The organism is Cupriavidus sp. 05T42 (genome assembly GCF_056396345.1).
Genome location: NZ_JBFTLH010000002.1, coordinates 324,966 through 351,511, shown reverse-complemented (window position 1 = coordinate 351,511; position 26,546 = coordinate 324,966). Strand labels below are relative to the sequence as shown.

Here is a 26,546-nt window from a genome sequence, read left to right as displayed (position 1 = left end):
ACTCCCTTAGTTGGCGGACCGGTCGGCCCAGTACTTGCGGTTGGCTGCGTTGATGTCGGCGGCTGTGCGGGGCCTGCCGAAATCCTTGGTCTTCGCGACGCCGTCGTGCGTGCGCCCGTTGTTCTGCGCCTTGATCAGCTCGCTGGCGCCCATGAACGCGGCGTTGATCAGCGCGGCGGGCAGCTTCTCGAAGTCAGCGGCCAGGCCGCCCAGGAACGGCGCGATAGCGGCCTTGCCCACATCCGTCTGGTACGCGACGTCGAGCGCCTTGCGCTGGCACTTGCAGAGCGACGCGGCGCGGTCCTTGGTGGTGATCTTGGCGTCGAAGGTCGGCAGCTTGATGCCGGGGGCCAGAATCTCGGCGCGCGAGGGGATGCTGGCCGCTGAGTCGCCGGTGTACAGGGCGACGTCGGCCTGGCTGAGCGTGCCAGCGGTGTTGGGGTCGGTCAGGTCGCCGTCGTCTCCCGTCTTCTTCTTGTCCGGGTCGTCCTCGTCCTCGTCGTCGGTCTTTTCCTTGTCCGAGTCCTTGGCCTTGCCCTTGCCCAGCGCGGCGATGGCGGCGTCCTGAGCGTCCATGCGTTTCAGGATCTTGGTCAGCAGTTGGGACGTGGCGTCGCCGGTCTTGCTGCCCTTTTCGCCCTTGTCGTCATCCTCGTCGTCGGGCTCCTCGTCCATGGCCTCGGCCTCCTTGGCCAATTCCTCGGCGCCCTCGGCGTCCTTCGCCATGAACGCCGCGCGGATGCGGTCGGCGAACGTACGCTTGCCTTTGGGCTTGCTGTCTTTGGTCTTCATGTCTTCGGGTTCCTTATCGCCAATGGCGCAGCGCGGGCCGCAACGGCCGCGCTCAACCAGGGCTACGTGGTTGACAACGATGTTCCGCTGTTCCCCGCGGCCGGGTGATACCTGGATGTAGTCAGCTTCGTAGCCGAGGCTGACTTCCTCGATGTGCTCGTCCTGCACGGCCTTGATGGCGTCCGGATGCTTGATCAGCAGGTCGGCAACCAGCAGGTCATCGGCCAGGCCAGTGCCGCGGCGCGGGTTGAGCATCACGCCCTGCGTCAGGGCTGCGTAGTTGGATGGCTGCACGAAGTCGTCCGGGTGATCGAGCGTCGCGTCCTTGCCCATGCAACTGGCCATCGTCTCTGCCCGGAACACCTCTTCGGGTGTCCGACTGATGCGGATCAGGCCGTCAGGGCCAGGCTCGACGGGCACCTCTCCCGGGCCGTACAGCATTTCGCCGGTTCGCGCCACGGGCACCTCCTCGCACAGCAGGAAGCCCTCGGGCGTCAGCGAGCGCTTCGGGCCCAGCTTCTGGACGGTGTAGAAGCGAAGAGCCATTTCACCTACCGGCGGTGCGCCGTTCCGTGATGCGATCGACGATGTTGCGCGCCAGCGCAGCGCCATACTGCTCGGGGGTGTGCGCAGCGTTCTCTTCGGACGACCAGAAGCTGGCGGGCTTCTCGCGATACTCGCGCTGGTAGTCGGCCAGGATCTCAGCCAGTTCGTGCTCGGTGGTTTGGATTTGCATGGTCTAGTCCTCGGGAATCACAGGCTCGGGGTAGCAGCGGCAGTTCGGGAACTGGCCGGCGTGGCCCTTCATGCCGTCCAGCGTGGGCGGGGCATTCCAGGCCACGAACTTCCCTTCCATTTCACGATGCGACTCGCGCACGTCGCCGTCGCCGGACGTCCGCCAGAAGTACCCCGGCGAGCCGACATGTAGCGCCCGCGCCTCTGTCAGCGTCGAGGCGGTGCGCGCCACCTCCGTCCGGGCAATCAGGTCGGCGCGGCTCTTGGCCACGTCACCCGACACCTGGATGGCCTTAGAGACTTCCGACGCCCTAGTGCTGTCCTCGATGCCCTCGATGGTCAGCCGGTGCACGCGCTTGGCCGCATCAAGCGGGATGGACTTGATCAGCGTCACCTGCTCGCCCATCAGGGCCTGCATGGTGGCGCCGGTCGGCGCCGTCCGGATCTCCTGCCGCAGCGCGCGAGACAGGTCGGCCGAGTACTGCATCCAGGCCTTTTCGTCCCGCCGGTTCACCTCGGTCAGCATCTCGGCCGCGGCTCGCTCGGCCCACGGCGTCAGCGCCTCGGCGTACCGCTGCAGCAACTGCTCAATCGTCGGCAGGACGCCGGGATCGCCAGGCGGAAAGCCATTGACCAACACGCCCACCTGCTGCGCGACCTGTCGGAGCTGCGTCCGATACACCCTTTCCGGTCCGCTTGTTCTTACCGGATTGCGCCGGCGCTTCCGGTCCGTTGTTCGGGTCATCAACATCAGGCAGTTCCATTTCCGGCACCGGGGGCGGCTCGTTCTCCGCGTCCTCGATCGCATCGTCCGTGATGCTGGTGAACACCCCGGTACTGTGGCTCGACTGGCGCAGTTCCTTCATGGCCGTCGGCTTGTCGACCAGGTCCGCGTCGTAGGCCTGTGTCACCGCCTCGGTCACCGTCTTGGCGTTCTGTGCCTTCTCGGTGTCCGAGAGCTGCCACAGCGACGTGAAACCGTAAGCGAAGCCTTCCGGCGGCGGCTTGCCCAGTTCCGACCGGATCACCACGTCATAGAGCCGCGTGACAGGCGCACGCAGCTTCCGTTCCTGCTGCTGTTTCGTGTTGTCGTAGTAGGTCCGCAGGTCCGATTCGCCGGTGCTGTTCAGGCCGGCCGGCGACTGGCCGAACAGGCGCACCAGCGGGATGCCCAGGGCGCCGGACAACTGCTGGCCGAACTGCATCAGGACGCTGTCCAACCCGGAGAACTGGTAGGTATCTGTCTGCAGCTCGTCTGCCGCGTCGATTAGGGTCAGCCCCTCATTCGACTGGTACCGGCGGATGAAGTCGACGTTCTTCACCAGCGCTTCCATCGCCGGGCCGCCCATGGCGATGATCTCGCGCAGCTTGTCGACCTTGTACGTGCGGAGATGGGCTTTGTAGACCAGCTGGGCGGCGCCAATGGTGGTGCTATCGAACGCCACAAGCCGGTCAATCAACCGCTCGATGACCGACTGTCCCCAAAGGTTCTCGGCGATCTTCTGCCAGTACGGCAGGTCAACGCCGTCGATGCGCAATACCCGGCTGTAGTGGATCCGCTGGCGCTTCAGCGCCATGCTGTCCGCCACCACATCGTAGTAGCGCGGCCGGCCCATGTCCGGACCCATCTCGGTGACCAGGTCCTCGAGCGACGGCTGCACCAGCCAGCGGTCCAGCACGTACAGCCCCTTGAACTGATCCCTGCCGATGCTTTCCAGCCGCAGTGGTGTGGCCGGGTTCTGCCCGTCGATCAACATCACCGCCAGCGCACCGCCGTAGAGCCGCGCCCATTTGATCGTGTCGTTCAGGCGGTCCCAAAGGCCCATCCGCTCGAAAGCGGCGTTCAGCTTGTTCTGGTCGGCTGGATCCAGTTCCGCATCGATCTCGGTGCCGGCGCGCGTCATGTCGTCGGCCACCACGTCGACGGCCTGGCCAACGATCCAGCTCGACCGGTACATAGCCTCCAGCTGCACGCGGTTGCGCGAGATGAAGTCGAAGCCGTAGCTGAACTGCGACGCCTGGTTGTTGGTGCCCAGGCCCAGGCGGGCCTCGAAGTTCTGGAAGCTGTCGCCGGTCATCCAGCGCTTGGCACTGGCGGACGCAGCCACCTCGGCCCGATGCGCACGGATCTGCGCTTTGCGTTGGTTACGGTTCATTGCTGTCCGAGTTTGGTCCAGATGTCCAGCGACCGGCCGCCGGCCAGCATGTCATTGATCGCATCCACCATCGGATCGATCTGGTCATCGTGTGCGTGCGTGTCGTCAGGCGTGAAGGCGTCGCATTCCTGCGTGAAATCGCTCACCCACTCGGCCGTCTCGGGAATCATCACCAGGCCGGCGTCGATGTAGCTGACCACGTCCATGACGCGGACCAGCTTGTCGCGGTGCCGCTCGATGCCCTCGACGGGGATGGTCCCCGACGCCTGGATGTCCTGGATCAGCCCGGTGCCGCTGGCCTTGTCCTCGACGCGCATCTTCACAAGCGCCGCGCCGAAGTGGAAGTCGTACGGCAGGTGCTTGTTCCAGAAGTCGATGGCCTTCTGCCGCAGCTCGGGCGCCGGCCACTTGCCCCGGATCTGGTCCAGCAGGTAGATGCGGCCGTTCTTCCCCTGCCCCCAGCACTGCAGGACGCTGTAATCGTTCCGCTCGGCGGTCTTCTGTGCCGTGTCGGCATAGATGACGCGCTTGTGCAGCTCGGGCGCCACCGTGTACCGCCCGAAGTTGGCGCTGCGGATGATGCCGCCGCCCAACGGGCTGGGGCGCTGCATGTACTGCCCACTGAACACATACCGGTCAGCCTTCTCGCTGGCCAGCAGGTCGTCGAGCGGTTCCTTGTAGGGCCAGTAGCTGAACCGGCCGTCCTCGTCCTTCTCGCCCAGCTCGACCAGCGCGCGCACACGCTCGGGCAGCTGTTCGACGTACTCGTCGGTGATCAGCGCCGGGATCTCGATGAATTCCCAGTCGCCCGGCACCTTGCCGGCCTTGATGAAGCCTGTCGGGTCTTCCTCCGCCAGCCGCTGCATGATCACGATGATCGGCGTGTCCGGGTTGGCCTTCCGGCTCTTCACCGTGGACAGCAGCTTGCGGTTCGCCTTGTCGCGATTCGGCTTGCTGTACGCGTCCTCGACCTTCAGCGGGTCATCGATGATGATGGCGCCCTGCCACCCATCGGTCATGTGCCCGGCGCGGAAGCCGGTGATCTGGCCGCCCAGCGACACCGCGTACACACCACCGGCCTTCTTGCCGTCGGCGATGACGTTCCAGCGCTTCTTCGATTTCGCGTCGGGCGCGATCGACAGCGGCCACAGCGCCTGGAACTCGTCCGACTGGACAATCTCGCGCGCCGTCTCGCTGTTCAGCAGCGCCAGATCATCCGAATACGAGATGTGCAGGAACCGCGCGCGCGGGTTCACTGCCAGCCCCCGGGCGATCAGGTTGATCGCCACCAGCTCGGTTTTCGACGAGCCCGGCGGGACGTTGATGACGACGTTCTTCAGCTCGCCATCGATGACACGCTGCACCGTGTCCGCGATCAGCACGTGGTGCCAGTTGACGCGGAACTTGATGCCCTGCCGGTGCTTGAAGAAGTACCGGCTGAAAAACAGGTGATCGCGCTCGCACTTCGCCTTCAGGACGGCGCGCTCGACGGACGGGTCAATACTCGTCTTCGAGTTTCGCGACAGCGGCTGCGACCTGTTTTTCATCGACGACGGTGGTTCGTTGCTCGACCGGCCCGCCGTCTTCCCCTGTCAGCTCGATGCGCTTCGGCGTTTCCTTCCACCCGGCCTGCGTCTTCATCCAGAAGATGGCCGCAGTGACTGCGCCCTTGCCCGTGCCGGTGGCTTGCTTGAACAAGGCCTGCGCCACCAGGGCGTTTGTCTTGTCCTTCGCCGTATCCAGCTCGGCGCGGAAATGGACCCGCAGCGTCTTGGGCGTCATGGCCTTGCCCGTCTGCGGGTTCACAATGCAGCTTGCGATGTACTCGTGGGGTGCGCCGAACCCGGCCAGCGAGCTGACCAGCCTGCGGTCTTCCTCGGTCGGCTCGAATGGTTTGCGTCCCGCCATGGGTATCACTCGTCAGGATCGGGGAACAGATCGTCCGCCAGCACCACGTCACCGCACGCCGTCACGGCGCGCTTCCAATCGCCCTTCACGAACACCAGTACGTTCTGGTGCACCTTGCCCAGCTTCCGGCTGGCCGCGAACTGCTTGCCCGCGCGGATGGGCGCGCTGCCCAGCGCGGTCAGCAGGATGGCTTCGTTGTACAGCCGCATGCCGGCATCGATGAACGCGTTGATCGTGTCCGACACGAAATTCCGATACGGGCCGGTGCCGCGCTTCTCGCGCACGTCGCCGACGACGAAGCAGGCGAATCGGTCACGCTTCAGCAGGCTGACGGCGCCGACGATCACCTCGCGGTAGGCCTCCATGAAGGCCGGATAGTCCATCGTGGACAGGTCCGCCGGATCGTCCGAATACCGTTCCAGGTCCGCATACGGCGGGCACGAGAACAGGAAGTCGGCCTCGACATCGGGCAGCCGCCGCGCAATCTGCCGGCTGTCGCCCACGTGCCAGGCTGGCGCGGGGTCTTCGGTCTGCACCAGGTGCAGTTGGCCGCGGTTGGCGTCCACCTGCTCGGCGCGCAGCTCCATGCCCACATACGGGCGCCCGAGGCGCGCCGCGACAACGCCGCGCACGCTGCCACCGGCGAACGGGTCAAGCACCAGGCCGCCCGGCGGGCAGAACCACCGATAGGCCAGTTCGCACAGCACCGGATCGAAGATGCTGGTGCGGTGCTGCGGCGCGGCGCCCTGCTCGGCCTTCTGGTGGTCAGACGCCGACGCATAGGCCGGCGCGTCGCGGCCCAGCTCGGACTGGATGCCCAGCCCCAACCATGCAGCCTTGCGTTCCTGCCACGCCGCGTCGCGTGCGTTGAGCGTGCTGAAGGGCGGCACCATGAACTGCTCGGCCAGCGACCGGCGCTGCGCGCCAGGCGCCGGGCCCAGTGGGTCCAGCAGCTCACCAAGCTCGCCCGGCGTGAAGCCGATCACCGTCAGGTCGAACTCTGCGTCACGCAGGTCCACCAGTTCAGCGGCCAGCAGGTCGACATCCCAGCCGGCGTTCTCGGCCAGCTTGTTGTCCGCGAGGATGTACGCACGGCGCTCGTCCGCTGCCAGGTGCGACAGGTCGACCGTGGGCGCTTGGCCCGGCACCGGGCAGTTGGCGATAGTCTCGCCGGCCGCCCACATCTGCGTGGCCGCTTCCAGCCGGCCATGGCCTGCAAGCAGCTCGTCGCCGGCGGTCAGCGCCGGATTGGTCCAGCCGAATCTGCGCAGCGACGCCTTGATCTGCTCGACCTGCGCGGCACTGTGCGTCCGTGCATTGCGCTCATAGCGGACCAGCTCGTCGGCCGCGCGGTAGCGGATTGTGAGCTGATCGGCCTTTTTCATACGCGGTAAAAATGCTCGGACAGGGAATAAAAACGCCCGGAACGGGTTACCGGGCAAACCACCTGGGAGGGCGGAGGAGACAACGAGTGCGCGACGCCAACTGGCAACGGTAAGCAAAAAAGATTACGAAAAGCCTTGCTTGGGTAATCTTTTTTGTTTACTATTCATTCATCGCAACAACGAATGGAGGTGCGGTGAAGCGAAGTGAGTTTGTCCGATGGCTGGCTCAACAGGGTGCGATCTTCAAAGAAGGTGGGAAGCACACCAAGGTCTACCTGAACGGCAAGCAGACAACGATCCCCCGGCATACCGAGATCAAGACGGGCACGGCGGAAGGGATCAAACGGCAACTGAACTTAAAGTGAGGACGGCCCCGAAAGGGGTTGTCCTTGCGACGCTCCACCGCACCGCAAACAAAGGATGACCATGCAATATCCAGCAACCCTGACCCCCGACGAGGGTGGTGGCTTTGTCGTGACCTTCCGGGATATTCCCGAAGCGATCACGCAAGGCGATACCGAGGCCGAAGCATTGGAGATGGCCGCCGACGCGCTGTTGGCCGCGATGGACTTCTACTTCGAGGACAAGCGCCCTGTTCCCCCGCCGTCAAAGGCGAAGAAGGGCGAGCATCTTGTCGGCTTGCCGGCCAGTGCCGCGGCGAAGGTGCTGTTGCTCAACGAAATGCTGGCGCAACAGATTCGGCCGACGGATCTGGCTGGCCGCATTGGCACGACGAAGCAGGAAGTGAATCGGCTGTTGGATCTGGGCCATACGACGAAAATCGACCGCATCGAAGAGGCGCTGGCCGCCTTGGGCAAACGCCTGGAACTGAGCCTGGCATGAGCCGCTGAAACGCAAAAGCCCGCTTGCGCGGGCTTTGGACGTAATTCGGAGGTGTATCGAATTGAAGCGATTTTTGTGCATGATTTGCACAATGTCAAGCGACCTCTTCGATTTTCACCATTTCGGCGGCCTTCAGCCGGATGTCGATGGCAGTCCAGGCCACCGCCTCAAGTCCAGGCGCGGCCATCAATCCCCGCTTCCTCTCGCCCTCGATCCAGAGCTTCAGCTTGGCGTTCTGCGCGCTGATCGTGTTGCGGTGCGCGCCGCAATCCTCGGCGATCTGCTGCAGGTCCACACGGACGCCGAAGATCTTCTCCAGGATGGACCGCCGCACCCGGTAGTGCGAGAACGAGCCAGACAGCTGCTGCATCGCGCGCTCGGTCAGCCAGGCGATGGCGGCTTCCCATTCCGGGTTCGGGCGCCGGGCGGCGCAGCATGGCCGGCCGCAGTCGCAGATGACGTCGCGCGGTGCACAGCGAGCGGTCAGGACCGCCTGGTGCAGCTCGGGCAGCATGCCCAGTTCGCTGCGGATCATGCCGGCCTGCGCGGCACCGTCGACGCCGACGAGTCCCTTCCCCGAGCCGATGGCCGGCGTCATGGCCTTGTTCATGGCCGATGCCTGGTACTGCTGGCCCGAGTAGTTGAACGCGAACACCAGCGCCGCGTGCGAGCTGTCGAAAAGGCGTTCTTCCATCGTGTTTTCCCCGGTCACATTCATTCCTTCACGCCGCCTGTAGCGGCAACTGTTCTACGCTGACCTGCACGCATGGGGACGTGCTGTAGCGCTTGCTGATGCGGTATTCCACTGCCTGGGCGTCGTCCAGCCAGACGATGCCGTTCATGCCGTCTTTCACGGCCTTGAGCACGTTATCGGCGTCCGGCTTCTTGGTGGCTGCCACGAGACCCGCTGCGGCGTCGCGCTGGCGCTTCTTGGACCAGCTGGCCGGGATCTGCAGGTTGATGTCCAGCCACAACTCGACCGGCCCCTCGATCGGCGGCCGGCCCGACATGGCCTGCGTGGCGAAGAGCTTCACCAGGTTCTCGTACGTCGCGGTCTTCTCGGGCGTGTAGGTCCGGACGAAGCTGCCCTGCCGCGCGAACTTGGGCCGGCCCTTGGCTACGGGCTGGCCCGGGATGGCGAACACCACGCGGCGCAGTGGCCGCGATTCGTCGAAGAGCGGGTTCGTCGTCATGCCACCACCTGCCCCGGCGCCACGCCGTACATGAGCCGGTACACACGATCGAACTCGCCCGGGTTCATACGCTCGGCCTTGCTGACCTCGCGTTCCATGAGCCGCTGGTCGCCCGACGCGGCGATGACGCGCAGCCGGAACCAGATCGCGTGCTCGTCCGGGTCGCGCTGGACGCCCAGTTCTTCCGCCTTGCCCTGGACGCCTTCCGCCGTTGCATCCCAGTCGGTCGCAGACGGCGTGCCGCCCTTCTGCTCGGCCATGGCCTCGTCGAGGAACATCTCCAGGAAGCCCGGGTTCACCGGCGACGTGTCCCTGTCGGCGTCCCTTCGCGCGCACGCGAGGGCATGAGCCCGGAGCAACGCCGGCACGCCGATGCAACGATCTGCAATCCGGAGCAACGCTTCGTGCGCGCGCGAGGACAGCCGCAACGCCCTGCCCTTCTCGGCTTCGAGCTGCACCAGCAGTTCGCCCACCGCGTCAGCGGAAAGCGGCGGCGGCGCGGAGTTATCCACAGGACCTACACCGTGTGAAGCACCTACGCCGCTTGGGTACGTATTGTTTTTCTGGCTATGGCTATGGTTAACCAGCGCGGGTTCTCCATTGGGTTCTATGTGGGTTTCATCGTGAAAACCCAATGGGTTTTCTGGTGGGTTACCAGTGGGTTGTATTTTCCGAGGACGACCGCCCTTTTTCCCGTTCTCTCGGTTTGCGTCAGCCTTCGGTTTGGCTTTTTCGATCTCGACATCGATTCGCTTGTGGCGATAGCCATCAGCGGTGTCCAGAAAGAACTGCGTCAGCACGCTGTCGACCGCCTTTTGCTCGGCCTTGTCCGTGGCGCGTGCGATGCGATACACGGCCTTGCGATCGGGCGGCAGCGGCTTCTCGGTCGAGTAGTAGAAGTCCATCAGGCGGTTGTAGGCGCCGTCCTCGACCATTGAGAGGTGGACCGTGTCGCGGGCGTAATCGCCCGTGTAACGTTTGTAGAAATTCATGAGGCCCTCCATTGCAGAAGGGCCTCGAAGTTGATGCTTAGCGCTGCTCTTCCAGCAGCTTCAACAAGCCTTGCGCAAGCGCCCGGACGCAATCCAGTGGCACATTGATTTCTTCGATACTGACCGACTGAAAATCCTCCGCTATGCCGGCCACGGTGATCTTGACGTCCTTGTAGGGCGTCAGGTCGATGGAAATCTGTGGCCGGTCGCCAACCACAACGAACCCGCCTTTCCCGTCCTCTTGCATTGTTGTCTGCCTCATGCCCTGCCCGGTTAAGGAGACGGGCATGCGCGGCATGGCAGGCAACCACCGCGCGCTGGTGGCCACCAGCTGCCCGACTGAAAAACGCATTGTCGCTCATCACGCCACCTCCAGCCCCTTCCGGGCGAGCGTACGCAGCGCCTGGTATTCGTCGCGGGGCAGGCAAACCATGCTGTCGTCGCCGGGCGCGACGACGACCAGCTCGAGCACCTCGAACAGCGTGCAGAACTCGGCGAAGCTCAGGCGGTGCCCGCTGTTGTTCAGGAAGCGCGAGAAGTTCGTCGCTTCGACGCCGATGCGCTCGGCCACCTTCTTCTGCGTGAGCGGAGCAACGCGGTTCAAGACCATCGATTCCAAGCTAGGCATGCGATGCTCCAATGTGCTCGATCGATTCCATAGGATTGACCCCAACGAAACAACGAAGCCGGGCGCCACGGCGGCCGGCCAGAATGAAATGGGAAACGGGTGCTACTACCTGATGCCGGGCGGCATGGCGGCGAGATCGGCGCGGGCGAAGGCCCGGGCGCGGAACAACAGAAAGCGACTGCGCATGACGCAGCATGGTCATACCCCCGGTCGGGCCACGGTGGGCCTGTTCAACGTAGCGCGGACAGGCCGCGCAGCCATCAATGTCCGCCTGACGCCCTCACGAACGCCCAGTCGACTTTGTCGTTCAACTCTTCGCAAGTCACCGCGCCTTCCGTAATGCGCTCCATCGCCGGGCAATGCTCGGCCGGCACGTGCCGCCCCTCATCAGTCCATTGATGGACGGCGCCTTTGGTGACGCCGAGAAGCTTGGCCAAGGCCGCGTAGCCCCCTACCAAATCAGCCGCACGCTTAACTGGGTGATCGCTCATGATGGAAAATCAGTCCGAAATTGCGAGTAAGTATAGAGTATCTGGACATCCAGGTAAAGAAAACATAGACCTCCCGCGTCTAGATTCTCTGTACCATCGCGCGATGGAAATGAAGTCTTGGATCCGTCTCGCCCGCAAGAAGGCTGGCCTCACGCAGGAACAGCTGGCGGAGAAACTCGGCCTTACGAAGGGGAACATCTCCGCCTGGGAGAATGGGCGGCACGAAGCCAGCTTCAGCCAACTTGAGGCAATCGCAGAGCTCAGCGGACTTCCGATAGGTCACGACGCGTCTGCGCCCGCGGTTGGAGCCGGCAACATGATGGCGTGGCAGAAGGAGGACGCGGCCCGCCTGAGCGCACTGTTTGTGCAGCACCGCGGCCGACTCAGCGTCGACGAATTCGGCCGCAGGTACGAGATCGGACCAAAGATCACGCAATACCTGGCCGGCCAGATACCGCTTTCGATGGAGGCGGCGATCGGCTTCGCCCGTGGCCTCGGCGTCGAATTGAAGGCCTTTAGTCCGCGACTCGATGCCGAGCGAAATCTCCCCGCTACGGAAGCCAGCGGCATTGTTCGGTTGCAACCAGGGAGCGAAGCGGGCACGACACCGGCCGCCCGGTTACAGGCCGTAATGTCCGAACAACACTTGGACGTCGCAGGCCTCGCAAAGCTTCTAGCCGTAGAGCCGGCAGTGGTACGGTCTCTGCTCGAACCCGACTCCCCCAAGCTGGGCCTGCACCATGCGGTGAAGCTGCAAGAGGCCTACGGCTACAGCCCGAAGTGGCTGATCAATGGCCAGGGCGATCCGAAGCTCAGCGGCGCCATCGAGCCTGAACTGGACGAGCCCTCACTCCCGTTTGATACGTTCCAAATTCCTGACGACGCATTCAGGAAGATACCCGTTAGAGGCATGGCGCAGTTAGGTGACAACGGACACTTCGTGGACGTCGAGTACCCCGTTGGGCACGGCGACGGCTACGTCTTCTTCCCAACCAAGGACCCCGACGCATATGCGCTGCGCTGCAACGGCGAGTCGATGCGGCCGCGGGTAAAGCACAACGAATTCGTGGTGGTCGAGCCGAACACCCAGGTCCAAAACGGCGATGAGGTCCTGGTGAAATCGCTGGACGGCCGGGTAATGGTGAAAGAGTTGGCCTACGTGCGTGATGGCATAGTGCACTTGTCATCGGTGAACGAGCGCCACGGCATGCTTCGGATTCCACAGGATCAGATCGAGCGCATGCATTTCGTCGGTGGCATCGTGAAGCGCTCAGCCTGGCGACCTGACTGACAAAATACTGCTACTCACAGAGGGCATAACATGGACTTCAACGATTCATTCGCAAAGGCCACCGCAAAAGCTGCGGCAAGGGCGACGCTGACAGCTTTTCTACCCTTCGGCGCCACGGTTTGGGACGCCGCTGAGAAAGCACAGAAGGCCGTCGACTCTGCAGCGACGAAGGGCATGGAGGACTTGAAGGCCGAACTAGCCAAACAGGAACTCCGCGGCCAGTTTGAGCACCAACAAGCGCGCATTGCCCAAGAGCTCGCCATCGCACAGCGAATCGCCAACGCAGAAGAGGTGGAGATTGAAGAGTATTACGATGGAAGTGGCAAGGGGAATGCTGGCCTCGGCATCGACATGAATGCGAAGACGGCTCACCTGGGCGTCGGCGCTGAAGGCCGCCGCGTTACGAAGCGAATCTATCGATTCAAAGGCTTGCTGCCGGGCGTCGCCGAAGCTGTAGAACAAGTGATCGAGCAAGGCGAATAGCCCTGTATCGCGCGTATCGTTGAAAGGCCCGCCATCCCGCGGGCTTTTTGTTGCCTACTTCCCCCGTCTCAACGCCGCGACCACCCGCTGGTCCAGCCCCGCCCGGTAGAGCGTGGCCCCCGCCTGGGTAAGCAGCGCCCTCTCCTTTCCTTGGATTGCTGGATCACACAGCAGCATCGCCAGACCGGCGATTACGTCGTCGATTTCCAAATCCACAGCATCGTCGAGCGCCATCTGCTCGAACTCTCGGATCACATCGTCCGGTCCCATTTGTCGTTTCTCCGCTACTAAGTGCGGGCAAGTCTAGCGCGTGCACACAAGGGGCAGGTATAGAAAACATCGACATATGTATAGATTCACTTGACTTCCAAAGTCTAGCGAATCTATACTTTTTCCGCGCCGCTGACGTTCACAGCGGTTCGCTGGAGACAGACGATGCCAAATGCCATTCCCACCGCTGCTGCGTACCGGCACGCCCATGAGGCGCACCAACGCGCCGCCGGCGGCCAGGTGGTGACCACCCGCACGCTGGTGCGCGAGACGGTGACTCGGATCCACGGCCGCGACCATTTCGAGTTCCGCGGCACGGCCGAGGATTCTGTCTACGAGGCCGCGCTCGACCGCAAGAACTCCCTCGACATTTACCGCTCGCCGGCCATCGCCTACCGCTACGGGGAAGGCGACGAGTACGTGGTGATGGTCCGTTGCTTCGGCCTGGACTGAGCCCGGCCATGAACCGCGACTTCTTCCTGACCGCACTGCTGATCTGCACGGCCCCGCCGCTGGTGGTGCTGGCCGCAACCCTCTTCAGCCGGGGATGGCAATGAAACGCCGCCCGACCACCCGCCGCGCCATCGCCGAACTGCTGGCCCTCTGGGCCGGCACCACCCTCGCCATGGCGGCCTTGTTTCTCGTCTACCACTTGGCCAGCGCCGAGCCGCGCCAGCCCGCAACCACCGCGTCCAGGAGCGCCACATGAATCCCGAAATCACCTGGGAGGCCTGGCTGCGCGCGCAACGCGCCGCTGGCTTCCGCCCCACCGGCCGCTGGCTCGCCAGCGGTGAACCTGAACTGATCCGCATCCACTGAGGCCACGCCCATGAACATCGTCACCATCCGTGCCAGTTCGCTGGCCGAACTCTTCGACTGCCCGGCGCGCTGGGAAGCGAAGCACATCCTGGGCATGCGCATGCCCTCGGGTGCGGCCGCGCATCTGGGCACCGCCGTCCACGCCAGCACCGGGCTGTTCGACCAGGCCACGCTCGACGGCGCGCCCATCACCGCCGACGACGCCGCCGGCGCGCTCGTCGACACGATCCGCGACAAGAACGCCGAGGTCGACTGGGACGAGACCAATCCGGCGGATGCCGAACGCATCGGCCTGGCGCTGCACGCCCGCTACTGCGTCGAGATCGCGCCGCGTCAGCACTACATCGGCGTCGAGATCGCCTGCGATCGCCTGGAGATCCCCGAACTGGGCCTTGCGCTGACTGGCACCACCGACCGGGTGCGCACCACCACCGACGGCGCAGGCATCAGCGACTTGAAGACCGGCGGCCGGGCCGTGGGCGCCGATGGCGTCGCAGTCACCGCCGGGCACGGCCCGCAGCTGGGTGTTTATGAGCTGCTGGCCGAGCACGCGATGGGCATCCCCATCAGCGCGCCGGCACAGATCGTGGGCCTGAACACCGGCAAGACGGCTGCCGCGCAGCGCGTTGGCGTGGGCGAAATCGCCTCCCCGCGCGTGACGCTGCTGGGCACCGAGGAACAGCCGGGCCTGTTGCAGCATGCCTCGCGCCTGATCCATTCCGGCGCCTTCTACGGCAACGGCAAGTCGGTGCTGTGCTCGCCGAAGTACTGCCCGCGCCACGCCACCTGCCCCTACAAGTCCTGACCACAAATTTCGAAATTTCGAAACTTCGAGAGATGACCGCTATGTCCGCAACCGCCACCCTTGAACAAATGCGCGCGCCCGCCGTGCGCGAAGCCGCCCCTGCACCCGTCGTCACGATGGGCTTCGGCAGTCTGCAGTCCTTCGAACTGATGCAGCGCGCCGCCAACCTGCTCGCATCGTCCACCCTCGTGCCTGCGGCGTACCGCAAGGTGATCGAGAAGCTGGACAAGTACGGCAACGTGAAGGAATCGCGCGAGAACCCCAACGCGCTGGCCAACGCCGTCGTCGCGCTGAACATGGCGCAGCGCATGGGCGCCGATCCCCTGATGGTGATGCAGAACCTGTACATCGTCGAAGGCCGGCCGTCCTGGTCGTCGCAGTGGATCCTCGCCGCTATCAACGGCAGCGGTCGATTCTCACCGCTGCGCTTCGATATCAAGGTGCTGGGCAAGAAGAATGTCGAGCGCACCGAAACGGTCTGGGAAGGCGGCAATCGCACCAGCGTCACGAAGAAGGTCGACATCCTCGACAAGGTCTGCATCGCCTGGGCCATCGAGAAGGAAACCGGCGAGCGCCTGGAATCGCCGGCTGTGTCGATCGAGATGGCCGTGAAGGAAGGCTGGTACACGAAGAACGGCAGCAAGTGGCAGACCATGGACGAGGTCATGTTGCGGTACCGCACGGCCAGCTTCTTCGGCAAGCTCTACGCCCCCGAGCTGCTGATGGGCCTGCAGACCGTCGAGGAAGCGCAGGACATCATCGATCTGAACCCGGACGGCTCGTACTCAGTCGCCAGCGCCTCGGTCAACGAACTGCGCGGCGCGGCACGCACCGCCGCGGCCCAGCCCGCCGAGGTAGTCGAGCACCCCGAGGAGCCGACGGGGGCGACGGACGACAACCAGTCGCCCGACGATGCAGGCGACGAGGACGGCGGCCAGCAAGCCGAGCTGATTCCGGCGGACGAAAGCAGCCAGCAGCAAGACGACCGTGCCCCGCTCAGCTTCAAAGACGTAAATCGCGAGCTGCTCCAGGCGCAGACCGTCGAAGACCTGGACTTCGCCCGCAGCCAGATCAAACAAGTGGTAGGCGAAGCGGAACAGGCCACGCTGCACCAGGTCGCCTCGCGCCGCATGCGCGAGCTGACGCAGCCGGCAGAGGATGTCGCGCCGGCGCAAACGACCACCCGCCGCCAGCGCGCCCCCATCAACGCCGACTGAAACACCTGTGAGAGAGGACTGCCCGCGCGGACGGCTGTAGCGCGGGAGGAAGAACAGCGCCGCGCCGCCGAATGCTGAGGCGCGGCCCGAATGCAGACACGCACACCAGGACACCGAAATGAGCCAATCGCCCGAATTCAAAGCCACGATGAACATGACCGCCAACACTCTCGGCAAGGACCTGCTGTCCGCCCTGGTGCTGGAAATGAAGATGATGCCCGACACGTGGGTGAAGCTGTCCGAGAAGAAGCAGAACGACATCATCGACCGCCTGCGCAGCCGCGTGGACGCGTCCGTGAAGATGGCCGTGCACCTGATCGCCGCGAACGGCCGCACCGTGGTCCGGGGCGATCTGGACAAGATCACCATCAAGGACGGCGCTCAGGCGCTGATCAAGATCGGGAAGTCGGTTGCCGCGCTGCACGAACTGGCCGAGGCCCAGGGCCAGGCCGTGCTGCTCGTGTTGAGCGGCGGCGAAGGCCAGTACACCGGCGGCATGGACGAGGTACGGGGCGAGTCCGATCAGCGCGCATTCGAGATGGGCCGCGAGTACACCGACGGCGATGGTGATGGCATGCCGGACGCCGACGCGCCAGCGGATGACGACGTTGTCGACGTCGACGCGAAGACCGTCGCTATCGAGCACCAGCCGCTGAAGGAAGAGCTGGATGCGTCCTACGAGGAAGGCTACAAGGCCGCGTCCGAGGGCAAGCCGGAGAGCGACTGCCCGGTGATGGCCGGCCCGCTGTGCATCGAGTGGGTGAAGGGCTGGAAGGATTGGCACGACGAGCACCCCGAAGAGGATCCGATCTACGCCGATGTCGAGGCCTTCGTCATTGCGAAGCAGCGCGTATCCATCACCCAGATCCAGCGCCACTTCACCATCGGCTACAACCGCGCTGCGCGTCTGGTCGAGCGCCTGGAAGCCAAGGGCGTCATCAGCGCGGCTGACGCGGACGGCCAGCGCAAGGTCCTGAAGAGCACCGAAGACCAGGAAGGGTAAGCAGCCATGAAGATCACCGCCATCCACGCCCGCAACTTCCTCGGCCTTCGGGCGGCCGACATCATCCCTGCCACGCCGGTGTCGCTGATCTGCGGCCCGAACGGCGCCGGCAAGTCCAGCCTGCAAGAAGCCGTGCGCATGGCCCTGACCGGCGAGAGCGTGCGCGTGGGCCTGAAGAAGGAATACGACCAGCTGCTTCACGACGGCGCAGAAACGGGTACGGTGGTCGTATCCGCCGGCCCGCAAGCGAACAGCATCGCCCTGCCCTCGGGCAAGCTGACCGCCGGGCTGCAGGCTGACCCGCGCCTGCCGTACGTGCTGGATGCCCAGCGCTTCGCCCGCCTGGAGGTCAAAGAACGCCGCGCGTTCCTGTTCGACCTGATGGGCCTCAAGCTCGGTACCGACCTGGTTCGCGAGCGCCTGGTGGCGCGCGGCTGCCAGCCCAAGAAGATCGAGGCGGTCCTGCCGCTGGTGCGCGCCGGCTTCGACGCCGCCGCGAAGGAAGCGCAGACCAAGGCCACGGCCGCCAAGGGCGCGTGGCGCGCCGTCACTGGCGAGACTTATGGGTCGGTGAAGGCCGGCGACTGGAAGGCTTCGGTGCCGGCCGGCGCGCCCGCCCCCGAAGACGTGAACGCAACGATCTCGGAGCTGCAGGCCGACATCGCCGAGGCGTCGACCGAGGCCGGCGACATGCAGCGCCAGCTGGGCGAGATGGACGCCGCCGCGCGCCAGCGCGCCGCCCGCGACACGAAGATCCGCGAGCTGGCCGACAAGGCTGCCGGCCTGGCCAAGGCCCAGGAATCCACCGACCGCGCCCAAGCCGAGCGCGATGCCTTCCTGCCCAAGGTCGAAGCCATGCGTGCGGCCGCCGGCGGCAAGTCGGCGGGAATGCCGTGCGCGTGCCCCGAATGCGGCGTGCTGCTGCAGTACCTGGCCGGCCAGCTGGCCCTGCGCGAGCCTACGCAAGCCGATCCGGAAGCGGCCGGCCGCCTGCCCGAGTACGAGCGCAGCCTGACCGTGCTGGAAAACGCGCTGAAGAGCCGCACCGCCGAGCGCGATGGGGCGAAGAATGCCGCGACGCAGCTCGACCTGCTGCGCAAGGACGCCGCTGCCGATGCCGGCGACGACGACGCGGAACTGCGGAAGACCGTCGAGGCTCAGCTGGCCAACCTGCAGGCAGCCATTGCTGCGACCGGCAAAGAGCTGGAAGACGTGCGCACAGGCCAGCGCGCCGCCGCGCAGGCCGCTGAGCAGACCACGATGGCCGCGCAGCACCACGCCGACGTAGTGGCATGGGATGCACTGGCCGAGGCACTGGGCCCCAGCGGCATCCCCGCCGAGCTGCTGGCCGAGGCGCTGGGCCCGATCAATGAGCGCCTGGCAGCCATGGCCAACCTGTCGGAATGGGCACGCATCGGGATCGAGACGGACATGTCCATCACCGCCGACGGCGGCCGCCCCTACGCCTTGCTGTCCGAATCGGAGAAGTGGCGCGCCGACGCAATGATCGCCGAGGCCATCACGCACCTGACGGACCTGCGCCTGCTGGTGCTGGACCGTGCTGACGTGCTGATCGGTGCCGAGCGTGATCGGCTGTTCTGGTGGCTCGACGACCTAGCTGCTGTCTATGACATCGACACCGCACTGGTGTTCATGAGCCTCAAGACCGCGCCGACGTCTTTGCCGCCAAATATCACGTCGTTCTGGATCGAAGACCACGAGGTCGGCACGGTACGGGAGGCAGCATGAACACCCAACAGCAACGCCGGATCATCCGGCTGCCCGAAGTCTGCGAGCGCGTAGGCCTGGGTAAGACCGCCATCTACGGCCGCATCAAGGACCACACGTTCCCCTCCCCGATCAAGCTCGGCCGCGCCAGCGGCTGGGTCGAGGAAGAGGTGCAGCAGTGGGTCGACGAGCAGATCGAAGCCTCGCGCCGGAAGCACTGATGTCTACCAACGCTGCCTTGGGCATGACGGTCGTAGCAGCAATCGCCTACATCGCCGCGAGCGTGTGGGCGGCACGCCGCCAGGCGAAGTGGATGGCCGAGATGGAAGAAGAATTCAAGAACGGAAAGAAACAATGACCATGAACCTTGATGCGCTCGAGCGGGCCGCAGTGGCCGGCACAATGAAATGGCGTGATGCCCATGCGCTCGTCTCGTTGGCACGCCAGCTGCTGCGCCTGCGCGCCGTCGCGCGCGATTTCTATAACGCCACCGTCGCCAATCCTGAGCTGCGCCTATCCGCGAGCAACAAGAAGATCCGCGACGAGGCTATCCGAGCGGGAGAGCGCCTGCGTGAGAGCCTCGAAGCCACGGCGCCGGGTGCCGCGCCCCAGAGCGAGCATGCGGAGAATATGCCGCCAATCTCCGCAAATTATGCGGAGATTACCCCGGGCACGCTGCCCTACCCGACCGAGCCGACCGACGCGCTGCTCGAAGTGCTGGGCCTGATGCTCTACACCACCACCCCGATCGCGCATGCCCTGCGCGCGGCCGGCACCGACATTCCGAAACGCTGTGAAGAAGAGCAGGCGCACGTGCTGCACTGGCTGGTCCAGTTGGCGCTCCAGCACGGCGCGGAGTGGCGCGCGCGGGCAGCGAAAACCATTGACGAGCTGCAGGCGGCAACGCAGGCCACCAGCGAGGTGCGCGCGTGAATAGCCTACGCGACCTCCTTCAGCGCATTTCGGATGCTCGCAAGTTTGTTGAGCTCACGCGTTGCGAGGCGATGCCTCGCCTCCGCTTTCGAAACTGTATCCGCCGCGAAGCCTTTGGTAGAACCGGCTCGTTGACGCATCGCGCGGTGCGAGAAAGTCGTAAGCCGTTGCACCTGGAGCAATGGCAGCATCATTTCCGGTGGGATTGGCCTACCGAGCAGCGTTCGCATCGAATACAACGCCTCGTCAAGGCGGTCGGTCTCGGCCTTAAAGGCGTTCCCAGGGGCATGCATCCGCATGCTCTCTGCCGAGTCTCGTATCGCGCGGACTACATCGATACAAACGGCTACCACAGCATGTGCCGTATCGAGAGCCTCCTCTTGTCGCTCCTTCTTCCGAATCGCAATCTGCGCGCGATTTTGGTACCAGGCCACGCCAAATGCCCCAACGATAGCGAAGATCGATCCTATCGCCTGGACCCACGCTGCGATGACTTGCTGAAATGCGGCCGCGTTGCTCTCCATAAACCCTCCCGTTTTTGGACGGCATCCTAGCATGAGCGTTGCCTACTACAACGAGATCGAGCCTTACGCCGCGCAGTGGCTGCGCAACCTGATCGCCGCCGGGCACATCGCCCCGGGCGACGTTGACGAGAGTGACATCCGGGATGTTCGACCTGACGACCTCCGCCCATACCGACAGTGCCACTTCTTCGCAGGAATCGGCGTATGGTCACGCGCCCTCCGCATGGCTGGATGGGGCGACGATCGACCTGTTTGGACCGGTTCCTGTCCGTGCCAACCTTTCAGCGCGGCAGGCGCAGGACTTGGCTTTGCTGACGAGCGGCACCTCTGGCCGCACTGGTATCACCTCGTCAGTGAGTGCCACCCTGCAATCGTCCTTGGAGAGCAGGTTGCGAGCAAAGACGCAGATCCTTGGATCGACCTTGTATGCGATGACCTGGAAGCCGTGGGTTACGCCGTCGGGGCGCTCCCGTTTCCGTCTGCGGGCATCGGTGCGCCGCACATCCGAGACAGGCTCTACTGGGTCGCAGCATCTGGAGATGGACGGCGTTTGGTTTCCCGTCGAGATGTTCCGAGGGTGGACGACGCCAGCCGCGCGAGACTGGAAAGACTCGCCGGGAATGGTGGCGCAGCGCGACGGCAAGGATCGCCTCGATCAGTTGCCCAGGCAGGCGTACTTGGCCGGCTGGCCGACCTGCACGACGATGGACGCGAACCGGGGCGCGAAGGATGCGCGACCGTGGGACACGGGACGCCCGCTGAACCAGATCGCGGCGCTGTCGGGCTGGCCCACGCCAGCGGCGTTCGACACCTCGACGCCAGGCGACGTGGGTCGGCTTCTGGAACGTCGCGCGCTGTATCAGGCGAGGCATGGCAACAACGGCTTCGGGATGAATCTTGCGCAAGCGTCGGCGGCCTTGGCGGGCTGGCCCACGCCGATGGCGGGCACCCCTGCGCGGAACGGCAACAACGAGGCAGGGAACAACGACAGCAGCCGGAAGACAGTGGCTATGTGCAAGACGGATCAGCCGGCCCGACTAACGGCCTCTGGCGAGCTGCTGACTGGCTCCTGTGCCGGGATGGAAAGTGGCGGCCAGTTGAGCCCGGCACATTCCCGCTGGCTCATGGGGCTCCCGCCCGAGTGGGACGCCTGCGCGCCTACGGAAACGCGATCAACGCGGAAGCGGCGCGCGTCTTCGTCGAATGCGTGATGGAGAGCCTAGCATGCTGACCAACCACTGCTACCAAGGCGACTGCCGCGACGTCATGCGCGACCTGATTGCGGCCGGCGTGCACGTGCAGTGCATCGTCACCAGCCCGCCGTACTGGGGCCTGCGCGACTATGGCGTGGCCGGACAACTGGGGCTGGAACCGACGCTGCACGAGTTTCTGACCAACATGGTCGAGGTGTTCGACCTGTGCCGGGATCTGTTGGCGGAAGACGGCGTCATGTTTCTGAATATGGGCGACAGCTACGCCGGAAGCCGTGCTGCCGCAGGCGACAGCAGCTCGAGCAACAAGGGCAACACCGCGTCCAAAGGTCTCCCTGCCGGCATGACCGCCAGCCGCCGGCGCGACGACGCGGCCATTCCGCGCAGTGACGTGCGCGTGGAAGGCTTGAAGCCGAAAGATCTGGTCGGCCAGCCATGGCGCCTCGCCTTTGCGCTACAGGATGCCGGCTGGTGGCTGCGACAGGACATCATCTGGCACAAGCCGAACCCGATGCCGGAATCGGTGCGCGACCGCTGCACAAAGGCGCACGAATACCTGTTCCTGATGACGAAGGCGGAGCGGTACTACTTCGACGCCGACGCCATTAAAGAACCAGCCACCTATGGCCCGACGCCGACAGGTGTGGGCTTCGGCCATGGCTATGACGAAGATCCGAAGCCCCGCGTTCGGGTACCGGGCAATGTGAACCCGGCGAAGGGGCAAGCAGCGTACGAGGCGGGCGACGAGCGGCACCGCACGAAGGCAGGCCTCCAAGCCTATGCGCAGAAGGTACGGGACAGCGTGGCGCGCGGAGGTTTCGAGGGAAAGACCAACGACCTGCCAGGCCGGGAGGCCTTTCGCGCGATCACGGAAATGCGCAATCGTCGATCCGTCTGGACGATCTCCACGAAGCCATACGCCGGCGCGCACTTCGCCACCTTTCCGGAAGACCTGGTCGAGCCGTGCGTACTCGCCGGCAGCCGGCCAGGCGACATCGTCTTCGACCCGTTCATGGGCTCCGGCACGGTGGCCAGCGTCGCCCAGCGGCTCGGCCGCCGGTGGCTCGGTGCCGAACTGAATCCCGACTACATCGCGCTCCAGGCGGCACGGACGCGGCAGCATGGGCTGATGCTGGAGACTTCGCCATGAACTCAGTTCTCTACCTCATGCCACCCAGCGAAGCTATCGTTCTTATCGTTCTCGTATGTCCATTTCGTCCCGCACGTCGAGCAGGTGAAAGACGTCTTGATGATGGCGGCTTGCCCGAATGGACGGATCTTCTCACTGCCGGTTTCAACAAGGGCATCGTGACCCCGCTCCCCCCGCCTGTCGGGGACGATCGAAAAACACGCATCGCACTTCGCCATGGCCGTCTCCTAAAAACTGAAGCGATCCTAGCATGACGAAAGAACGCCCCATCCTCTTCTCCGGCGCCATCAACCTCAGCCGCTATACGCCAGCTGGGATGAGAGCCGCACTGGCATTCGCAGGCACAGTTACGGCGACGGTGCGCTCAATCGGTGGTCGAATGCCCGGCATTTGACCCGTGAGCGCGAAGCCTCGCCCTGATCTCCTTCTCAATCTCGACGTAGAGCGGCGTTATCTCTTTCTCGACCTTTTCCCACCCCTCCGTCTCCATCTTCCAATCCTCGGCCTGATGGCCGATCTGCTTGGAAACGATCGCACTCCACAAAAGCTTGCAGATCTTCTCGTAACGCTCCTTCATAGCGGCCGGGAAAAAAATCGCGTTCTTTGAAATGTAGGACGAAAGCTCCCCATGCGCCTTCCGGACGCGATAGAGGCGCCTCCAGAAAACAACTCGAATGTATTCCTTGTTGCGATCGGCGGCCCCTCGGACATCGTCCTTATCAACATCGCTGAGTTCACTGCCCTGCAATACTGCTTCAAATCTGGCTGGCGACATTTGGTTCAAGTCTGGGTATTCCTGCATCGGATGGACAAGCCATGTGACAAGGTCCTTCGTTTCGTCGAGCAGACGCCAGGCTTCAGGAAGGACGGCAAATTCACGCTCCTGGAGTTTGAGTACACCGCCAAGCAATGAATCAATTTCGATTTTCAGGCGTTGTACTTCTTTTGCTTGCTCATGCTTCAGCGCATCAAGCCGCTCCTGAAACCTGTTCTCGATCCACTTCTTTCCGAGAAACTGGAACAAGAGATATGCAACGGCGGCGCCCCCTCCGCCATATGCGACGATACCGCCGATAAATGCTGAAATCTCTTGCGCATATGGTGTCATCGTGCAATTCCGCGTATAGAAATAAGGTGGTCAGCCCACGCCTGCATCATCTGCCGGCGTTCGGACAAGTACTGCGCGTGGTTGTACGCCGCGCGCACCTTGTTTCGCTCGACGTGCGCGAGCTGGCGCTCGATGACGTCCGGTCGGAAGCCGAGTTCATTCAGCGCCGTCGACGCCAGCCCCCGGAACCCGTGCCCCGTCATGCGCGAGTGGTACCCCAGCCGGTACAGCGCGTAGAGCATCGTGTTGTTGCTGATGTGGCCAGTCTTGCCGCGCGGGCTGTAGAACAGGTATGCGCGGTGGCCATTGATTTCGCGCAATTCCTTCAGCACGGACAGCGCCTGCGTCGATAGCGGCACCACGTGAGGGTCGCGCATCTTCATGCGCTCAGCCGGCACCAGCCACTCGGCCTTGTCCTCGTCGATCTCGTCCCATCGCGCCTGGATCATTTCCGTCGTGCGCACGAACGTCAGCGTCATGAACTGCAACGCCAGACGCGTCACCTTGTCGCCCTCGTAGCCATCGATATCGCGGAGCAGCTGCGGCAGTTCGGCCAGCGGCACCCTGGCCTGGTGCTGGACCGGCGCCGCCTTGAGCACGACCTCGCTATCGATGTCGGTGGCCGGGTTGCGGTCGCACAAGCCATAGACGATGCCGTACTGGAACACAGCGCGCATGCGCTGCAGCACGCGCTTTGTGGTGTCGCGGACGCCGCGCGCCTCGACCTTCTTCAGCAGCGCCAGGATGGCGGGCGCGCGGATGTCGGAGATAGGCGTGCTGCCGAGGACCGGGAAGACGTCGTTCTCGAGCGAGGCGAGGACCTTGCCGGCATAGACCTCGTTCCAGCTTTCCTTCTGGGTGGCATGCCAGTCACGAGCGACCGCCTCGAAGGAATTGCCAGCGGCGATCTTGGCCGCGAGGCGCTGATCCTGTTTGGCAGTGCCGGGGTCGGTGCCGGCGGCCAGCAGGGTGCGCGCCGAATCGCGCTGCGCGCGCGCCTGGGCCAGGGTGACTTCGGGGTACACGCCGAATCCGAGGCGATTCTCGCTACCTGATGGCCTGAAATATCGAAAGCGCCACAGCTTGCGGCCGTCGGGCATTACCTCCAAAAACAGGCCACCACCGTCCGCCAGCTTGTACGGTTTCTCTTTTGCTTTGGCGTTACGGAGTTTGGTGTCTGAGAGCGGCTCGACGCGGATGGGCATTTTTTCGTGGCACCGAAAATCGTGGCATTGCCGGTGCCACGAATGATGCCTCGAAAAATGCCGGATGCCAACGATTCGTCACGAACTTTGATGAACGTCGAAAGGCCGGGAAGCCTTGATTTATCGCGGAGCGGAGGACTTTGGAGAACTGCTGCGGACTTGATTATGGTCCCGCCGACAGGAATCGAACCTGTATCTAGCGCTTAGGAGGCGCTCGTTCTATCCATTGAACTACGGCGAGCGGACCGTCTGCACGGTGCGCCAGCCGCCATGGGCCGGCCGAGCCGGAAGACGGGGCGGAGTATAGCAAACTCGGCAAGTTCGGCCCATGGCCGGCGGCGGGTGCTGGTTCGACGGCGCGCGCCTTGCTGGTCACGCCGTCCGCTGGCGGTGGCTCGGGCGGCGCGCCGGTGGCAGGCCCTTGCCTGGCGGCTTTCGCAGCCTACCCAATCGATCAGTCCGCTCATGGCTTGCTCCCTGTTGGTTCGATGGTCCGCTCAGGCGGCGGTCAGGCCGGTGCCGGTACCGGTGCCGATCGATGCCAGCAGGGCGCGCACCATCGACAGGACGGTGTGGACGGCGGCACGGGGCTGGCGCAGGCAGGCGTCCACCTGTTCGCTGCGGGCCTGGCCGAGCAGGCACCAGGTGCAGAAGTGTTCGCAGTTGTTGGTCAGCAGGTGGTAGTGGTCTTCGCCGAGGCGGGTGCGGGCACGGGCGACGGCTTCCATGCCGAGGTAGCGGGCGCAGGGTTCAATCTTCACCGCCACTGTGTGACCGTGGGCGAACTGGGTGAGCGAGGTTTCCTCGACCGGGGCGGCGTGCAGGGCGTGGCAGAAGCCTGCGTAGTGGATGACGCGGCCGTTGCCGGCGTAGATGCCATGATGGACGTAGCCGTTGCGTTCCGTAACCAGATGGGCGCCGGGCAGGTAGTCGTCTTGTTGTTGGTTTTGGGTGTTCATGGCGGTTCTCGGTTCGGTGTCGGTGGGAGGCAGCCAGTGCTGTGTCGATGCCAACCAACCGCATCAAGCGTGCCAATGCCATCGAACCACGGCAGGACAAGGGGTTGCGGGCGATCGGCACCCCTTCCCGGCCAGAAACCGTGCGCGGCCATCCAACAGTTTTGTGAGCGATGTGTTGGCTGGCGGCCATCAACCGAGCTTCCACCTTGCCCATCCAGAGCCGGATAGCTGTGGCGGGTGCCAGCCGACACCCCTCGTGCCCGGTGTTGGGCCGGTGCCAACGCCGCAGGCCGTCCCGACGCCACGTCGCGCCCGCCATGCGCCCCCGGCCTCACAAAGCCCCTGTGGCACACCGATTGCTCTATACAGCCATGGCGCCACGCGCCGCCCCCCCGACTCTGGAGACCATCATGGCCACCCTCATCGTCAAGGACCTCGACACCCACCACGTGTTGGATTTCCGCGCCATGTCCTGCATTCGCGGCGGCGGCGCGCCGTGGGTGTTCGGCTGGATCCAGCCCTACGTGGCCTCCCGCCCGAGCGCGTCTCCAGTCGTGAACTTTTACGAGATCAACTACAGCTTCTATGCTGATCAGATGAACAACCAGTTCCAGAACATCGACGTCCAGAACAACGCGCCCAATTCGACCATCACCGTGGACGCCGCGCTGGACGCCCGGAACAAGGGTCGGTTGATCTGAGTCCTGCCCGGTAGCC

General features: G+C 64.3%; 34 protein-coding genes and 1 tRNA gene. 16 read left to right on the top strand and 19 right to left on the bottom strand.

The window, feature by feature from the left end:
* Window positions 1-6: 6 nt before the first annotated feature.
* From AC1EJR_RS03725 to AC1EJR_RS03695, 7 genes are read right to left on the bottom strand one after another with little or no spacing between them, the layout of a single operon-like run.
* Window positions 7-1,338, bottom strand: coding sequence for a DUF2213 domain-containing protein (locus tag AC1EJR_RS03725; protein ID WP_477146874.1), 1,332 nt, complete (start codon window positions 1,336-1,338; stop codon window positions 7-9).
* Between the two features lies 1 nt (window position 1,339).
* Entirely contained in the window at window positions 1,340-1,528 is a 189-nt protein-coding gene (locus AC1EJR_RS03720) for a hypothetical protein (protein WP_477112885.1), read from the bottom strand.
* A gap of 3 nt (window positions 1,529-1,531) precedes the next feature.
* Window positions 1,532-2,164: a phage head morphogenesis protein gene (locus AC1EJR_RS03715; protein ID WP_477112922.1), complete on the bottom strand. Its 633-nt coding sequence runs from the start codon at window positions 2,162-2,164 to the stop codon at window positions 1,532-1,534.
* Window positions 2,115-3,683, bottom strand: a complete 1,569-nt coding sequence (locus tag AC1EJR_RS03710; protein ID WP_477112884.1) for a DUF1073 domain-containing protein — start codon at window positions 3,681-3,683, stop codon at window positions 2,115-2,117. The genes AC1EJR_RS03715 and AC1EJR_RS03710 overlap by 50 nt, the downstream gene beginning before the upstream one ends.
* Window positions 3,680-5,230, bottom strand: a complete 1,551-nt coding sequence (terL, locus tag AC1EJR_RS03705) for a phage terminase large subunit (RefSeq protein WP_477112883.1) — start codon at window positions 5,228-5,230, stop codon at window positions 3,680-3,682. The genes AC1EJR_RS03710 and terL overlap by 4 nt, the downstream gene beginning before the upstream one ends.
* Window positions 5,181-5,591 carry a hypothetical protein gene (locus AC1EJR_RS03700; protein WP_477106444.1) on the bottom strand — a complete coding sequence of 137 codons (411 nt, stop codon included), beginning with the start codon at window positions 5,589-5,591 and terminating at the stop codon, window positions 5,181-5,183. Before AC1EJR_RS03700 ends, terL begins: the two co-directional genes overlap by 50 nt.
* A gap of 5 nt (window positions 5,592-5,596) precedes the next feature.
* Window positions 5,597-6,976, bottom strand: a complete 1,380-nt coding sequence (locus tag AC1EJR_RS03695; protein ID WP_477112882.1) for a DNA methyltransferase — start codon at window positions 6,974-6,976, stop codon at window positions 5,597-5,599.
* Window positions 6,977-7,170: 194 nt separating this feature from the next.
* On the opposite strand from AC1EJR_RS03695, the gene AC1EJR_RS03690 reads away from it, so the two are divergent.
* Window positions 7,171-7,341 carry a type II toxin-antitoxin system HicA family toxin gene (locus AC1EJR_RS03690; RefSeq protein WP_477112881.1) on the top strand — a complete coding sequence of 57 codons (171 nt, stop codon included), beginning with the start codon at window positions 7,171-7,173 and terminating at the stop codon, window positions 7,339-7,341.
* 61 nt (window positions 7,342-7,402) lie between these two features.
* Window positions 7,403-7,819, top strand: a complete 417-nt coding sequence (locus AC1EJR_RS03685; RefSeq protein WP_477112921.1) for a type II toxin-antitoxin system HicB family antitoxin — start codon at window positions 7,403-7,405, stop codon at window positions 7,817-7,819.
* A 94-nt stretch (window positions 7,820-7,913) separates the two neighbouring features.
* Here AC1EJR_RS03685 and AC1EJR_RS03680 read toward each other — a convergent pair whose 3' ends face one another.
* The 6 genes from AC1EJR_RS03680 to AC1EJR_RS03655 all read right to left on the bottom strand — a co-directional run bounded on the left by AC1EJR_RS03680 (window position 7,914) and on the right by AC1EJR_RS03655 (window position 11,123).
* The gene (locus AC1EJR_RS03680; RefSeq protein ID WP_477112880.1) at window positions 7,914-8,513 is read right to left on the bottom strand and encodes a DNA-binding protein; all 600 of its coding nucleotides are present in this window, start codon (window positions 8,511-8,513) and stop codon (window positions 7,914-7,916) included.
* A 28-nt stretch (window positions 8,514-8,541) separates the two neighbouring features.
* On the bottom strand, window positions 8,542-9,012 hold the full coding sequence (locus AC1EJR_RS03675; protein ID WP_477112879.1) for a RusA family crossover junction endodeoxyribonuclease: 471 nt from the start codon (window positions 9,010-9,012) through the stop codon (window positions 8,542-8,544).
* Window positions 9,009-10,004 (bottom strand): YdaU family protein, encoded by a 996-nt coding sequence (locus AC1EJR_RS03670; protein WP_477112878.1) that lies wholly within the window; start codon window positions 10,002-10,004, stop codon window positions 9,009-9,011. Before AC1EJR_RS03670 ends, AC1EJR_RS03675 begins: the two co-directional genes overlap by 4 nt.
* A 37-nt stretch (window positions 10,005-10,041) precedes the next feature.
* Window positions 10,042-10,356: a hypothetical protein gene (locus AC1EJR_RS03665; protein ID WP_477112877.1), complete on the bottom strand. Its 315-nt coding sequence runs from the start codon at window positions 10,354-10,356 to the stop codon at window positions 10,042-10,044.
* A 9-nt stretch (window positions 10,357-10,365) separates the two neighbouring features.
* Window positions 10,366-10,632 (bottom strand): CII family transcriptional regulator, encoded by a 267-nt coding sequence (locus AC1EJR_RS03660; protein WP_477112876.1) that lies wholly within the window; start codon window positions 10,630-10,632, stop codon window positions 10,366-10,368.
* A gap of 260 nt (window positions 10,633-10,892) precedes the next feature.
* A complete protein-coding gene (locus AC1EJR_RS03655) occupies window positions 10,893-11,123 on the bottom strand; it encodes a helix-turn-helix domain-containing protein (protein ID WP_477112875.1) in 231 nt (76 codons plus the stop codon).
* A gap of 103 nt (window positions 11,124-11,226) precedes the next feature.
* Between AC1EJR_RS03655 and AC1EJR_RS03650 the strand changes: the two genes are divergently transcribed.
* On the top strand, window positions 11,227-12,414 hold the full coding sequence (locus tag AC1EJR_RS03650) for a helix-turn-helix domain-containing protein (RefSeq protein ID WP_477112874.1): 1,188 nt from the start codon (window positions 11,227-11,229) through the stop codon (window positions 12,412-12,414).
* A 30-nt stretch (window positions 12,415-12,444) separates the two neighbouring features.
* Entirely contained in the window at window positions 12,445-12,897 is a 453-nt protein-coding gene (locus AC1EJR_RS03645) for a hypothetical protein (RefSeq protein ID WP_477112873.1), read from the top strand.
* Window positions 12,898-12,951: 54 nt separating this feature from the next.
* On the opposite strand, the gene AC1EJR_RS03640 is transcribed toward AC1EJR_RS03645, so the two are convergent.
* Window positions 12,952-13,167 (bottom strand): hypothetical protein, encoded by a 216-nt coding sequence (locus AC1EJR_RS03640; RefSeq protein WP_477112872.1) that lies wholly within the window; start codon window positions 13,165-13,167, stop codon window positions 12,952-12,954.
* A 165-nt stretch (window positions 13,168-13,332) separates the two neighbouring features.
* Between AC1EJR_RS03640 and AC1EJR_RS03635 the strand changes: the two genes are divergently transcribed.
* The 9 genes from AC1EJR_RS03635 (at window position 13,333) to AC1EJR_RS03595 (ending at window position 19,672) form a co-directional block, all read left to right on the top strand.
* Complete coding sequence (locus tag AC1EJR_RS03635; RefSeq protein WP_477112871.1) at window positions 13,333-13,620, top strand: hypothetical protein; 288 nt, start codon at window positions 13,333-13,335, stop codon at window positions 13,618-13,620.
* Window positions 13,621-13,714: 94 nt separating this feature from the next.
* Window positions 13,715-13,876 carry a hypothetical protein gene (locus AC1EJR_RS03630; protein ID WP_477112870.1) on the top strand — a complete coding sequence of 54 codons (162 nt, stop codon included), beginning with the start codon at window positions 13,715-13,717 and terminating at the stop codon, window positions 13,874-13,876.
* A gap of 120 nt (window positions 13,877-13,996) precedes the next feature.
* Entirely contained in the window at window positions 13,997-14,791 is a 795-nt protein-coding gene (locus tag AC1EJR_RS03625) for a PD-(D/E)XK nuclease family protein (protein ID WP_477112869.1), read from the top strand.
* A gap of 41 nt (window positions 14,792-14,832) precedes the next feature.
* Complete coding sequence (locus tag AC1EJR_RS03620) at window positions 14,833-16,008, top strand: hypothetical protein (RefSeq protein ID WP_477112868.1); 1,176 nt, start codon at window positions 14,833-14,835, stop codon at window positions 16,006-16,008.
* 118 nt (window positions 16,009-16,126) lie between these two features.
* A complete protein-coding gene (locus tag AC1EJR_RS03615) occupies window positions 16,127-17,011 on the top strand; it encodes a DNA translocase FtsK (RefSeq protein ID WP_477112867.1) in 885 nt (294 codons plus the stop codon).
* Window positions 17,012-17,017: 6 nt separating this feature from the next.
* The gene (locus AC1EJR_RS03610; RefSeq protein ID WP_477112866.1) at window positions 17,018-18,760 is read left to right on the top strand and encodes an AAA family ATPase; all 1,743 of its coding nucleotides are present in this window, start codon (window positions 17,018-17,020) and stop codon (window positions 18,758-18,760) included.
* On the top strand, window positions 18,757-18,960 hold the full coding sequence (locus tag AC1EJR_RS03605) for a helix-turn-helix transcriptional regulator (protein WP_477112865.1): 204 nt from the start codon (window positions 18,757-18,759) through the stop codon (window positions 18,958-18,960). The genes AC1EJR_RS03610 and AC1EJR_RS03605 overlap by 4 nt, the downstream gene beginning before the upstream one ends.
* Window positions 18,960-19,097 (top strand): hypothetical protein, encoded by a 138-nt coding sequence (locus AC1EJR_RS03600; protein ID WP_477112864.1) that lies wholly within the window; start codon window positions 18,960-18,962, stop codon window positions 19,095-19,097. The genes AC1EJR_RS03605 and AC1EJR_RS03600 overlap by 1 nt, the downstream gene beginning before the upstream one ends.
* Complete coding sequence (locus AC1EJR_RS03595) at window positions 19,094-19,672, top strand: hypothetical protein (protein WP_477112863.1); 579 nt, start codon at window positions 19,094-19,096, stop codon at window positions 19,670-19,672. The genes AC1EJR_RS03600 and AC1EJR_RS03595 overlap by 4 nt, the downstream gene beginning before the upstream one ends.
* Before the next feature lie 5 nt (window positions 19,673-19,677).
* Here AC1EJR_RS03595 and AC1EJR_RS03590 read toward each other — a convergent pair whose 3' ends face one another.
* Window positions 19,678-20,196 (bottom strand): hypothetical protein, encoded by a 519-nt coding sequence (locus tag AC1EJR_RS03590; protein WP_477112862.1) that lies wholly within the window; start codon window positions 20,194-20,196, stop codon window positions 19,678-19,680.
* A 31-nt stretch (window positions 20,197-20,227) separates the two neighbouring features.
* Between AC1EJR_RS03590 and AC1EJR_RS03585 the strand changes: the two genes are divergently transcribed.
* On the top strand, window positions 20,228-21,427 hold the full coding sequence (locus AC1EJR_RS03585) for a DNA cytosine methyltransferase (protein ID WP_477112861.1): 1,200 nt from the start codon (window positions 20,228-20,230) through the stop codon (window positions 21,425-21,427).
* Window positions 21,421-22,557, top strand: coding sequence for a DNA-methyltransferase (locus AC1EJR_RS03580; protein WP_477146873.1), 1,137 nt, complete (start codon window positions 21,421-21,423; stop codon window positions 22,555-22,557). The genes AC1EJR_RS03585 and AC1EJR_RS03580 overlap by 7 nt, the downstream gene beginning before the upstream one ends.
* Window positions 22,558-22,921: 364 nt before the next feature.
* Here the strand turns inward: AC1EJR_RS03580 and AC1EJR_RS03575 are convergent, their stop codons facing one another.
* The 4 genes from AC1EJR_RS03575 to AC1EJR_RS03560 all read right to left on the bottom strand — a co-directional run bounded on the left by AC1EJR_RS03575 (window position 22,922) and on the right by AC1EJR_RS03560 (window position 25,829).
* On the bottom strand, window positions 22,922-23,665 hold the full coding sequence (locus AC1EJR_RS03575; RefSeq protein WP_477112859.1) for a hypothetical protein: 744 nt from the start codon (window positions 23,663-23,665) through the stop codon (window positions 22,922-22,924).
* Complete coding sequence (locus tag AC1EJR_RS03570) at window positions 23,662-24,870, bottom strand: tyrosine-type recombinase/integrase (RefSeq protein WP_477146872.1); 1,209 nt, start codon at window positions 24,868-24,870, stop codon at window positions 23,662-23,664. Before AC1EJR_RS03570 ends, AC1EJR_RS03575 begins: the two co-directional genes overlap by 4 nt.
* Before the next feature lie 166 nt (window positions 24,871-25,036).
* Window positions 25,037-25,111 (bottom strand) — tRNA-Arg (locus AC1EJR_RS03565).
* 256 nt (window positions 25,112-25,367) lie between these two features.
* Window positions 25,368-25,829 carry a lecithin retinol acyltransferase family protein gene (locus tag AC1EJR_RS03560; RefSeq protein ID WP_441590559.1) on the bottom strand — a complete coding sequence of 154 codons (462 nt, stop codon included), beginning with the start codon at window positions 25,827-25,829 and terminating at the stop codon, window positions 25,368-25,370.
* A gap of 410 nt (window positions 25,830-26,239) precedes the next feature.
* Between AC1EJR_RS03560 and AC1EJR_RS03555 the strand changes: the two genes are divergently transcribed.
* The gene (locus AC1EJR_RS03555; protein ID WP_092290275.1) at window positions 26,240-26,530 is read left to right on the top strand and encodes a hypothetical protein; all 291 of its coding nucleotides are present in this window, start codon (window positions 26,240-26,242) and stop codon (window positions 26,528-26,530) included.
* The last annotated feature ends 16 nt before the right edge of the window (window positions 26,531-26,546 follow it).